General features: G+C 70.0%; 9 protein-coding genes. 3 read left to right on the plus strand and 6 right to left on the minus strand.

The genetic code is table 11. The features are described from left to right. Positions 1–292: 292 nt before the first annotated feature. Together AB0D34_RS40230 and AB0D34_RS40235 are read left to right on the plus strand one after the other, a co-directional pair. Positions 293–2,116 carry a phosphoenolpyruvate carboxykinase (GTP) gene (locus AB0D34_RS40230; protein WP_362671393.1) on the plus strand — a complete coding sequence of 608 codons (1,824 nt, stop codon included), beginning with the start codon at positions 293–295 and terminating at the stop codon, positions 2,114–2,116. 449 nt (positions 2,117–2,565) lie between these two features. Further along, the gene (locus tag AB0D34_RS40235; protein WP_362671395.1) at positions 2,566–4,587 is read left to right on the plus strand and encodes a calcium-binding protein; all 2,022 of its coding nucleotides are present in this window, start codon (positions 2,566–2,568) and stop codon (positions 4,585–4,587) included. On the opposite strand, the gene AB0D34_RS40240 is transcribed toward AB0D34_RS40235, so the two are convergent. The 6 genes from AB0D34_RS40240 to AB0D34_RS40265 all read right to left on the minus strand — a co-directional run bounded on the left by AB0D34_RS40240 (position 4,574) and on the right by AB0D34_RS40265 (position 10,944). Continuing rightward, a complete protein-coding gene (locus AB0D34_RS40240) occupies positions 4,574–5,188 on the minus strand; it encodes a hypothetical protein (protein ID WP_362671397.1) in 615 nt (204 codons plus the stop codon). The two genes, AB0D34_RS40235 and AB0D34_RS40240, sit on opposite strands and share 14 nt — an antisense overlap. Continuing rightward, on the minus strand, positions 5,175–6,731 hold the full coding sequence (locus AB0D34_RS40245) for a VWA domain-containing protein (RefSeq protein WP_362671400.1): 1,557 nt from the start codon (positions 6,729–6,731) through the stop codon (positions 5,175–5,177). The genes AB0D34_RS40240 and AB0D34_RS40245 overlap by 14 nt, the downstream gene beginning before the upstream one ends. After that, positions 6,728–7,903 (minus strand): toxic anion resistance protein, encoded by a 1,176-nt coding sequence (locus AB0D34_RS40250; protein WP_362671402.1) that lies wholly within the window; start codon positions 7,901–7,903, stop codon positions 6,728–6,730. The genes AB0D34_RS40245 and AB0D34_RS40250 overlap by 4 nt, the downstream gene beginning before the upstream one ends. 14 nt (positions 7,904–7,917) lie before the next feature. Beyond that, complete coding sequence (locus AB0D34_RS40255) at positions 7,918–8,982, minus strand: substrate-binding domain-containing protein (RefSeq protein WP_362671404.1); 1,065 nt, start codon at positions 8,980–8,982, stop codon at positions 7,918–7,920. 277 nt (positions 8,983–9,259) lie between these two features. Next, complete coding sequence (locus AB0D34_RS40260; protein WP_362671406.1) at positions 9,260–9,676, minus strand: hypothetical protein; 417 nt, start codon at positions 9,674–9,676, stop codon at positions 9,260–9,262. 56 nt (positions 9,677–9,732) lie between these two features. Next, a complete protein-coding gene (locus AB0D34_RS40265) occupies positions 9,733–10,944 on the minus strand; it encodes a pyridoxal phosphate-dependent aminotransferase (protein WP_362671408.1) in 1,212 nt (403 codons plus the stop codon). 117 nt (positions 10,945–11,061) lie between these two features. On the opposite strand from AB0D34_RS40265, the gene AB0D34_RS40270 reads away from it, so the two are divergent. Continuing rightward, a partial coding sequence (locus AB0D34_RS40270; protein WP_362671410.1) for a hypothetical protein occupies positions 11,062–11,565 on the plus strand: 504 nt, incomplete at its 3' end.

An 11,565-nucleotide genomic window follows, 5' to 3' on the forward strand; every position in this document is an offset into this window, starting at 1 on the left:
TGGCCATCGTCTCACGGGAGTTGACCAGTAAAGAAACAGCTGGCTGAACGCTACGTGCACGCAAATAAACGTGCTGTGCACAAAGAGAGCGTGGCGATCCTCACTCCGCTCACCTGTGACGCCTTCTGGACAGATGGGCGCTCGCGTCGGATGATCAGATGAGTGCGGTCGGCACCGGATGAGCGCCAAGGTCACCACCGAAAGGCACGAGCCACCGAAAAGGCACGTGAAGCATCCGGGTCGCAGCCCCCACGGGGCCTCCAAACAAAAAATCCCTCATCTAGGAGCAATCGTGGCGCGCGACATCGCGGCTCCCCCCGTCATCCCCACCCAGCACAAGGAACTGATCTCGTGGGTGAACGAGATCGCCGAACTGACCCAGCCGGACAACGTGGTCTGGTGTGACGGATCCGAAGCGGAGTACGAGCGCCTGTGCGAGGAGCTCGTGGCGAAGGGCACCTTCAAGAAGCTCGACCCGATCAAGCGCCCCAACTCCTACTACGCGGCCTCCGACCCGACCGACGTCGCGCGCGTCGAGGACCGCACCTTCATCTGCTCCGAGAAGGAGGAGGACGCGGGGCCGACGAACCACTGGAAGGCACCGGGGGAGATGCGGGACATCTTCGCCGGGGAGAAGGGCGTCTTCCGCGGTTCGATGAAGGGCCGGACGATGTACGTCGTCCCGTTCTGCATGGGCCCGCTCGGCTCGGACCTGTCCGCGATCGGCGTCGAGATCACCGACTCCGCCTATGTCGCGGTCTCCATGCGCACGATGACCCGCATGGGACAGCCGGTCCTCGAAGAACTCGGCTCCGACGGCTTCTTCGTGAAGGCCGTCCACACCCTCGGGGCGCCGCTGGAGGAGGGCCAGGAGGACGTTCCCTGGCCGTGCAACTCCACCAAGTACATCTCGCACTTCCCGGAGTCCCGCGAGATCTGGTCCTACGGCTCCGGCTACGGCGGCAACGCCCTGCTGGGCAAGAAGTGCTACGCCCTGCGCATCGCGTCGGTGATGGCCCGCGACGAGGGCTGGCTCGCCGAGCACATGCTCATCCTCAAGCTGACCCCGCCGCAGGGTGAGTCGAAGTACGTCGCCGCCGCCTTCCCGAGCGCCTGCGGCAAGACCAACCTCGCCATGCTGGAGCCGACGATCTCCGGCTGGACCGTGGAGACGATCGGCGACGACATCGCCTGGATGCGCTTCGGCGAGGACGGCCGCCTCTACGCCATCAACCCCGAGGCCGGCTTCTTCGGGGTCGCGCCCGGCACCGGTGAGCACACCAACGCCAACGCGATGAAGACGCTGTGGGGCAACTCGGTCTTCACCAACGTGGCGTTGACCGACGACAACGACATCTGGTGGGAGGGGATGACGGAGGAGACTCCGGCGCACCTGACCGACTGGAAGGGCAACGACTGGACCCCGGAGTCCGACGTCCCGGCCGCCCACCCCAACGCCCGCTTCACCACCCCCGCCGCGCAGTGCCCGATCATCGCGCCCGAGTGGGAGGACCCCAAGGGCGTGCCGATCTCGGCGATCCTGTTCGGTGGCCGCCGCGCCAGCGCCGTACCGCTGGTGACCGAGTCCTTCGACTGGAACCACGGCGTCTTCCTGGGCGCCAACGTGGCCTCCGAGAAGACCGCCGCCGCCGAGGGCAAGGTCGGTGAGCTGCGCCGCGACCCCTTCGCCATGCTGCCGTTCTGCGGCTACAACATGGGCGACTACATGGGGCACTGGGTCGACGTGGCCAAGGGCAAGGACCAGTCGAAGCTCCCGAAGATCTACTACGTCAACTGGTTCCGCAAGAACGACGAGGGCAAGTTCGTCTGGCCCGGCTTCGGCGAGAACAGCCGGGTCCTGAAGTGGATCGTGGAGCGGCTGGAGGGCAGGGCCGAGGGCGTCGAGACGCCGATCGGTGTCCTTCCGACCAAGGCGGCCCTCGACACCAAGGGCCTCGAACTGGCCGACGCCGACCTCGAGTTCCTGCTCACCGTCGACAAGGAGGTGTGGCGGGAGGAGGCCTCCCTCGTTCCCGAGCACCTCAACACCTTCGGCGACCACACACCGAAGGAACTGTGGGACGAATACCACGCGCTGGTGCGGCGCCTGGGCTGACGCCCCCCGAATACCCCCGCGGCCGGCCCCGATGGGAGCCCTGACCCGTGATCGTCACGGGCCGGCCGCGGGTGGCGGCACAGTCACGAACCGGCCCCGCACAACGGCGTGCGGGGCGTGCTGCCACCTCTCACACACCGGGCGGCCCGCACCCACCTGCCGGGCCGCCCCCTCTGACGTACCGGCAACCCGCCCTCACGTACCGGCAGCCCACCCTCACGTACCGGCAACCCGCCCTCACGTACCGGCAGCCCACCCTCACGTACCGGCCGCCCCGTCTCACGTACCGGCAGCCCACCCTCACATGCGGGCCTGCCCCCTCACTCGCGGGCCTGCCCCCTCACTCGCGGGCCCGCCCCCTCACCCGCTGGGATGGAACCTGCGTCCGGTGAGGGCAACGCCGCTCGTGGCGGCCAGTCGTGCGCGCGCACGGCGAAAGGCTGGCGGGCATGCTCACAGTTCATGCGCGACCGGCGCGACGGCGACAGGACGCACGCCGCCGCCGGTCCCTCCTGGCCCGGGCCGGGACCGTCACGGCGACCGTCCTCGCCCTCCTTCTGACCCTCCCCGGCACCGCGGCCGCCGCCCCCGGCGACCTGGACACCTCCTTCAGCGGCGACGGCAAGGTGCTCACCCGCTTCGCCGACGACGACCAGGCCTACGACGTCGCGGTGCAGCCCGACGGGAAGATCGTCTCCGTCGGTTCCTCCGGCGACCACTCGGTGCTGGAGGGCCGCTGGGCGCTCACCCGGCACAATGCCGACGGCACCCCGGACGCAGGGTTCGGAGACGGCGGCACCGTGACCACCCCCATCAACAACATGGACCCCGACCTCCAGTGGAGCGAGGCCAACGCCGTGGCGCTCCAGCCCGACGGAAAGATCGTCGTGGCGGGCTACAGCTGGCGCGGATGGGAGAACTGCTGCTGGTTCACGGTGGCCCGGTACAACTCCGACGGCAGCCTCGACAACGGCTTCAGCGGCGACGGCCGGTACTTCGCCGACATCGCAGGGCCGACCGAGGCCCGAGACGTGGCGATCGACTCGGCCGGCCGGATCGTCGCGGCCGGCTACACCGGCGGTCAGGTGGCGGTACTCCGCCTCAACGGCGACGGCACCCCGGACACCTCGTTCGGCGGCGACGGCACGGTGACCACCGGCCCGGCCGGGGTGCAGGAGGGCGGTGACGGCCGGGCCCTGGCCCTGCAGAGCGACGGGAAGATCGTCGTCGGCGGCCAGATCGGCTCCACCCTCTTCGACTTCTTCCTGATCCGCTTCAACATCAACGGCGACGTGGACACGAGCTTCGACGGCGACGGCATGGTCCGCACCGACTTCGGCGACTACGAGGAGGTGGAGGCACTCGCGATCCAGGCGGACGGAAAGATCGTCGCCGCGGGCGGCAACAGCGTGGCCCGCTACCACCCCAACGGCTCCCTGGACACCGGCTTCGACGGCGACGGCAAGGTCGTCCCCTCCGGAATCGGCGCCTGGGACATGACCCTGCAGCCGGCCGACGGCCGGATCGTCCTCGCCGGTGGCGGCGGGCAGGGCGGCGACTTCGCCGTGCAGCGCTACAACCCCGACGGCAGCCTGGACGGCGGCTTCGGCACCGGAGGCACCGCCACCGCGGACTTCGGCGGCGGCGACTCCGCCCGTGGCGTCGCCCTCCAGGCCGACGGAAAGATCGTCGCGGCCGGCCGGGGCGGACCGGACAGCGGCTTCGCCCTGGCCCGCTTCCTGGGCGGCGGCAGCGCACCGCCACCACCCCCGGCCGGCGTGGACCTGGCGGTGACGAAGTCCGGCCCCGCCGCGGTCAGCATCGGTGACCGGGCCACCTACACGGTGACCGTCACCAACAACAGCACCACGACGAACGCCACCGGCGTCGTGCTCACCGACACCTTCACCGGCCCGGTCGGCTCGGTGATCTCGGCGACCGCCTCCCAGGGCACCTGCACCACCGCCGTCAGCTGCGCCCTCGGCACCCTCGCCCCCGGCGCGAAGGCCACGATCACCGTCGTCGCCGAACCCCGTGCCACCGGCACCCTCACCGAACGGGCCTCGGTGACCGCCACCCAGACCGACCCGGCCACCGCGAACAACACCGCCACGGTGACCACCACCGTCAACAACGCCCGCGGCTGCACCCGCATCGGCACCAGCGGCAACGACAGCATCACCGGCACCTACGGCAACGACGTCATCTGCACGCTCAGCGGCGACGACACCGTCAACGCGAGCTACGGCAACGACACCGTCCACGGCGGCTACGGCAACGACCGCGTCGACGGCGGCCTCGGCAACGACACCCTCAACGGGGGCCCCGGAAACGACACCCTGACCGGCAACTACGGCACCGACAACCTCAACACCGTCGACGGCGTCTCCGGCAACGACACCGCCAACGGCGGCCCCAACACGGACACCTGTACGACGGACTCGGGCGACACCCGCATCAGCTGCCCCTGACCCCGTGGTGCCCGCCCCGGTCCTCCAGATACCGGGTGTGGGTCTCCTGGCGGCGGGCCTCCGTGTCCCGGAGGGCCGCCGCCAGGTGCTGTGCGTCCTGCTTCATCAGACCCAGCTGCTGCTCCAGGTGGAGTTCCGGGGACTCCGTGCCCGGAGTCATCCGCGTCCACCACCGTGTCCGTACGAAGCTGTCGACGGCCTCGGGCAGGTCGCGCCGCACGATCCGGGACAGGGAGTGCACCCCCTCCGGGTCGTGGGCCAGCAGCTCCTTGCTCCAGCCCTGGTCGAGCAACGCGGTCAGCAGCTCGGTGAGTTCGCGCAGCCGGGCCGCCGCCGTGACCGACAGATCGATGTCCGTCAGATACGCCCGCAGCTTCTCGAAGTCGCCCCGGAGCTCGTCGAGTTGGGCCGACGGGTCGGGGAAGTCCGGCAGCTCGGGCCGCTCCGGCGGGGCGATCAGCGCGCCCGCGCCGTACAGACCGGCCACGACCACGGGCCAGTACGGACCCGCCACCCCCGCGAAGGTCAGCACCAGCCCGACCAGACCGCACGCGCTGCCCGCGATGTTCTTGCGGGACTCCAGGTACCTACTGATAGCCACGGATCTCCTCGAAGGCGCCGTCCAGCGAGCCCTTTTGGGCGTCGAAGAGACGGCCGCCGGTCAGGTCGGCGATGTGGGCCAGTTCGGAGCGGTCGGAGTCGCCGAAGAGGATCGGGAAGACGGGGATGTCCCGCCGGTCCCGGCTCAGGCCGGCGTAGAAGGAGTCGAAGTCCTTCGCCTCCGCGCCCGCCGTGTTCTCGCCGTCCGTCATCAGCACGATCGACGTGAACGTGTCGCGGTCGGCGCCGAGATGGTCGTACGCCTTCTCCAACGAGGTGTAGATCGCGGTGTCGCCGTCGGCGGAGAGCGCCGAGGTGTCCTCGCGGATCGCGTCCAGGCCGGTCCGCGGGTTGGCCGGGTCGACCACGTGGGTCCGTACGTCCTTCACCTCCGAGCCGAACGGCATCAGCGTGACCTCCTCGCGCTCGCGGAAGTCACCGGTGAGGGAGGTGAGGGCCGTCTTCAGGCGGTCCAGGCGGTCGCCCTCCATCGAGCCCGAGGTGTCCAGCACGTACACGGTCCGGGAGGGGCGGCGCAGCTCGTTCTCGTAGGAGTCGAGCAGACCGTCGGCGACGGACCGGGTGCCCGGGAAGGGGAGTTCACGACGCCGGGTGGTGTCCAGGCCGCTCGCCGGCGGGACCGAGGCGACGACCGGACGGCGGTGGGTGCGCTCGGTGATCAGCCGCTGGATCTTCTCGGTGCGCAGGTCCTCCGTCACCCGGCGGACGTCCTCGCGGGTCTCCGCGCTCGTGGACTTGAGCGAGGTGAGCGGGTAGTCGGCGGTGATCACGCCGTCGCGGGGGCGGATCACGGTCAGGCCCGGGACGCCCTTGAGGACGGACTCGTAGTTGAGCAGGGCGTCGACGTCGCCGCGCCGGTCGTAGGCCGCGGCCAGCCAGCCCGAGGAGCCCGAGGTCAGCTTCTGGCCCTTGAAGAACTCCTTCAGGCGAGGGGTGGCCTTCCCGACGTCCGCGTCCGTCAGCGCCGACTGCGCGCCGGACAGGGCGGAGGCCACCGAGACCAGCGTGGAGAAACCGGAGTTGGAGCGCGCCGGATCGGTCATGCCATAGGTCAACTTGCCGTCCTGGACGGCCTGTTCGACCTGGGACCAGGTGACGTCCTCGGGCTTCCAGCCGAGCGCCTCGACCGTCGCGGACTTCACTCCGATCGCGACCGGGCTCGACATGACCGGCGCCTCGGAGACGACGTTCCCCGCCGCGTCGGGGCGCAGCCGGAGGTAGTCGTTCGAGGACAGCCACAGGGCGTCGTACTGCCCGTCGGTCTTCCCGTTGGCGAGCATGTCCACGGCGTCCAGGGTGCCGATGGGGTTCAGCTTCACCTTGACGCCGGTGTCCTTCTCGACCTGGTCGAGGACCGGGGTCATGTCGCTCAGCTCGCTGGAGGCGAGGACCCGGAGCGTGCCCGGCGCGGCGGGCCCGGGAACACCGGGCGTCGAGACGTCGATGCCCGGGCTCTTCTGTGTCGTACAGGCGGTGAGCAGGCCGACGGCCGCGAGGCAGAGGGCGAGTGCGTGTCGTCTCATCCGAGGCCCCCTTCCAGGGCACCCTGCGAGCGGCTGCGCTCCAAGTACCCGCTGGCGTGCTGAAGTTCGACGGTCAGCGACTCCACGGTCGCCGCCATCGCCTCGGTCGCCTGGACCTTGTAGGTGTCGATCGCGTCGAGCGTGCGGTAGATCTGCTGGAAGGCGCTGCGCAGGGTCTCGGCGCCGACGGCCGGGTCGGCGGCGATGCGCTGGATCTCCCCGCTCTGCGTCGCGAGCATCTCGGCGTTGCCGCGGATGAGGTCCTCGGTCGTCCCGCGCAAGGCGTTGACCTGCTCGATCACCTTCTTCTGGTGGTCGAGCGCGGAGGCCAGCATCACGGAGATGCGCAGCGCCGACACCGTGGTGGTGGCGGCGCGGTCGACGCCCTTGATCAGCTCCTCGTTGTTGCGGCGTACGACGTCCATGGCGAGGTAGCCCTGGGCGCAGACCGCGAGCTGGGTGAGCAGGTCCTGGTGCTTCTGCCGGACCGGGAAGAGCACGTCGGCGCGGAGCGAGTCGGCCGCCTCGGGATCTCCTACGGCGGTGATGTGCTGCTCGACGGCCGTGTCCAGGGCCTCCGTCAGCACGACGTACTCCTGGAGCTTGCCCATGGTCTCCCACAGACGGACCCGCTCGGTCTGCAACGCCGCGTTGTCACGCCGGAGTTCGTCCTGACCGCCCCGCAGCGAGCCGACGATCCTGTTCAACGTGCCTTGCGCGGAGGCGTACTTGGCGACGTGATCGCGCAGTTTGTTGCCGCCGGGCAGCCGGGAGAGGAACCTGCGTCCCTTGGCGGCGGGCAGGTCCCGGGGGTCCAGGTCCTCGACCACCCGACGCAGTTCGACGAGCGAACCCGCCACCTGGGACTGGGCGTCCCCGCCCTTGTCCGGCAGGCTGCGCACGGTCCGCTCCAGCATCCGGTTGGACTGCGCGGCCGCGCTGCGCATCTCGCCGGCGCCGAGGCCGGTGATCTCACCGACCTTGCCGGCGAACTCGGGGGATCGGGCGTCGAGTACGGCGAGTCCCTCGACATACGCGGAGGCCTTGCGGGCCATGTCCGTCCGGACCGAGTCGTCGACCGGGACGAGTCCGCCGGCCTTCTCGCGCGGCACGGCGGCCACCGGCTCGGGCGGGGTGAGCAGGAAGGTGTCGTCGTTGTTCATGGATGTCATGGCTGTGTCCCCCGTCATCCGCGCGCCCGTCGCGCCAGCTCGTGCAGCACCGCGGAGGTGGGCACGGGCGCCTGGCGGACGCCGGTCAGTTCCTGCTTGAGATAGGTGCCGGCCGAGGCGAACTCGGTGGCCTCGCCCTGCGGCCGGAACCCGTGCCGCACCTCCAGCTGCCGCAACCGCGGGTCGGTGGAGAGGAGTTCGGCGAGGGCCGTGCCGTCTTCGGTCAGCGGTACGACCGTGTGGTCGCTGTTGACCGTGGTGTCCGGGTAGAGGACGACCAGGTCGTCGGGGTGCTGCCCGTCCGCGAGAAGCGAGGCGACCTGGGACTCGTAGACCAGGACCAGCGGGTTGCCGGCGCCGCTGACGAAGTCCCGGAAGGCCGCGTCCGTGCTGGACTGCTGGGCGCCCTGCACGCTGACGAGCTTGTGCAGCAGGGGAGTCGTCCTCTTGACCTCGGTGTCGCTCGCGACGACCTTGCCGCCGTTGGCCACATAGGAGGCGGCGGCGAGGTAGAGGGCACCGGAGTTGGAGGTCTCCGGGTCCGTGCTGGAGAGGTAGAGGGTGCCGGTGAGCTCCCCGTACTTGCTCGCGCCCTTGAGCTGCTGCCAGGTCCGGTCCGCGCGGGCCGCGTCGAGATAGGCGGCCATCTTCAGCGTGCCCAGGTGCTCGGCGTCCAGCGTGGCCAGCCCGTTGCCCGCGAGGACCCCGGCGGCGCTCCTGTGCGCCACGACGACGAGGGGCGAGTAGAAGGGGCGGGGGAGGGTCCCCCGTACCTTGTACTTCGCGGCGAGTTCGGCGGCCGGGGCCTGGCTGGACGGGAAGGCGAAGTCGTACCCCTTGAGGTCGAGGCCCTCCATGGCCCAGGACCCGGAGGTCTCGGCCTTCACGGTGTAGCCCTTGGCGGCGAGGGCCTTCACCACGTCGGGATCTTCGAAGAACTCGGCCTTCTCCGACCCGATCACTGCACGCACGGTCTTCGTTGCCGTGCCCTTGTCCTCGTTGCTGCGGCCTGCCACGACGGCGGCCACCACGCCACCGATCAGCAACACCGCGAGGACGATTCCTGCGATTCGTCTCACAGAGGCAGAGTGCTCGCGGAACCCAACATTCCCCGGTGAGGGGGATGAACGGAGGGTGACGTACCAGCCCCGGCACTGCAACGCCCTGAGGGGCGCGGGGCTGTATCCACTAGCGGCTCCGCCGCGGGGCGCGACAAGCCACGACGAACCCGCACCCGCGATACGACACGAACCCATATGGCGAACAGGCGCCCCCGCTCAAGCCAACGCAGTGCGTGGCACCCGGTCCGCACGTCGCTGTGGGTGCGCGCGGACCGGGGCCGTCGGAGGGGAGCCGTCAGTGGGAGGTGAGTTCCCTGGGCTCGATGGCTGCCGTGTGCGCGTCCATACGCTCGGCCGCCAGAATCGCCGCCGCGGTGTCCGCCCGGGACGCCGCGACCACCAGCGCCCGCCCGGCGAGGGCATGTGCACGCTCGTGCAGCGCCGCGAGGCGCGGACCGGCGACGGTGAGAGGTGCCCTGGTCGGCGTACGGCCTCCCCGCAGCCGGGTCACCTGCTCGGCGAGGCGTTCGGCTGCGGTGTCCAGCTCGGCCGAAGGCGAAACCGCCCGCAGCTCGTCGGTGACTGCCAGCAGCGCCGCCAGATGACCCGCGAGCTGGATGTCCAGCTCCTCCTCACGGGAACGGTGAGGAAAGTCGGTGGGGGCGTCGGCCATCGTGCTGTGGACCGACTTGGTGCGGATCGGTTCGTACATGGGATGGCCTCCTGTGCTGTCAGGAAACCATCCTAGCTTAGATTTCGTCTAAAGTTCTACGGCTGTCCGTACCCGTCCAGGAAGTTCGCGATCCGCCCCACCGCGTCCCGCAGGTCCCCCACCGTCGGCAGGGTCACCACCCGGAAGTGGTCGGGCTCGGGCCAGTTGAAGCCGGAACCCTGGACCACCATGATCTTCTCCTGGCGCAGCAGGTCCAGGACCATCCGCCGGTCGTCCTTGATCTTGAACACCTTGGGGTCGAGCCGCGGGAAGAGATACAGCGCACCCTTCGGCTTCACGCAGCTCACCCCGGGGATCTGGGTCAGCAGCTCGTACGCCACGTCCCGCTGCTCGACGAGCCGTCCCCCCGGCAGCACGAGGTCCTTGATCGACTGGCGTCCGCTGAGCGCGGCGACCACTCCGTGCTGCCCCGGCATGTTCGCGCACAGGCGCATGTTCGCCAGGACGGTCAGGCCCTCGATATAGGAGTCGGCGTGGGCGCGGGGGCCGGAGATCGACATCCAGCCCACCCGGTACCCGGCCACCCGGTACGCCTTCGACATGCCGTTGAAGGTGAGGGTCAGCAGGTCGGGGGCGACCGCGGCGGTCGGGGTGTGCGTGGCACCGTCGTAGAGGATCTTGTCGTAGATCTCGTCCGAGCAGACCAGCAGGTTGTGCCGGCGGGCGATGTCGGTCAGCCCCTTGATCATGGTCTCGTCGTAGACCGCGCCCGTGGGGTTGTTGGGGTTGATGATGACGATCGCCTTGGTGCGGTCGGTGACCTTCCGCTCCACGTCCGCGAGGTCGGGCATCCAGTCGGACTGCTCGTCGCAGCGGTAGTGCACGGCCGTACCGCCGGACAGCGACACGGCGGCCGTCCACAGCGGGTAGTCGGGGGCCGGGACCAGGACCTCGTCGCCGTCGTCGAGCAGGCCCTGCATGGCCATCACGATCAGCTCGGAGACGCCGTTGCCGATGAAGACGTGCTCGACGTCGGTCTCGATGCCGATGGTCTGGTTGTGCATCACGACGGCTCGCCGGGCGGCCAGCAGTCCCTTCGCGTCGCCGTACCCGTGGGCCGTCGACACGTTCCGCAGGACGTCCTCCAGGATCTCCGGCGGCGCCTCGAACCCGAAGGCGGCGGGGTTGCCGGTGTTCAGCTTGAGGATGCGGTGCCCTGCCGCTTCCAGGCGCATCGCCTCCTCGAGAACCGGGCCCCGGATCTCGTAACAGACATTGGCGAGCTTGGTCGACTGGATCACCTGCATGTCTGGGAGCTTACGGCCCGGTAACGCTCCCTGGGTCGTGTTTTCCGCCACGTGAGACGCGGAGGTTTGGGCTGTTATCGCCGGTAGCTGCCCCGCCCGTCCCTACAATGCGAGGCCATGTCGAGGCCAGTCGAATACGAGTCCGGGGCGCCGAACGTTTATCAGCCACAGCCCGGACCGGCCCCGGCGTACGAGGAGTACACGGATCCCGCGGCGGCACACGGCTGGCAGAGCGAGTACGACGCGACAGCCGAGCTTCCGCGCGTCGAGCCCGCCGGTTCGGAGTCCGCGGGTTCGGAGTCCGCGGGTTCGGAGTACGTCGGTTCGGAGTACGTCGGTCCGGAGTCCGTCGGTCCGGCGCCCGCGGGTTCGCAGCCCGTCGGGCGGGAGTCCATAGGGCGGCAGCGCACCGGTTCGCCGCCCGCGGGTCCGCAGCCCGTGGGTCGGCGGTGCAGGGGCCCGCAGCCCGCCGGTCCGGAGTCCGCGGGTTCGGAGTACGTCGGTCCGGAGTCCGTCGGTCCGGTGCCCGCGGGTCCGCAGCCCGTGGGTCGGCGGTGCAGGGGCCCGCAGCCCGCCGGTCCGGAGTCCGCGGGTTCGGAGTACGTCGGTCCGGAGTCCGTC

It is taken from the genome of Streptomyces sp. NPDC048420 (assembly GCF_040651535.1).
In the GTDB taxonomy this organism is placed as follows: domain Bacteria; phylum Actinomycetota; class Actinomycetes; order Streptomycetales; family Streptomycetaceae; genus Streptomyces.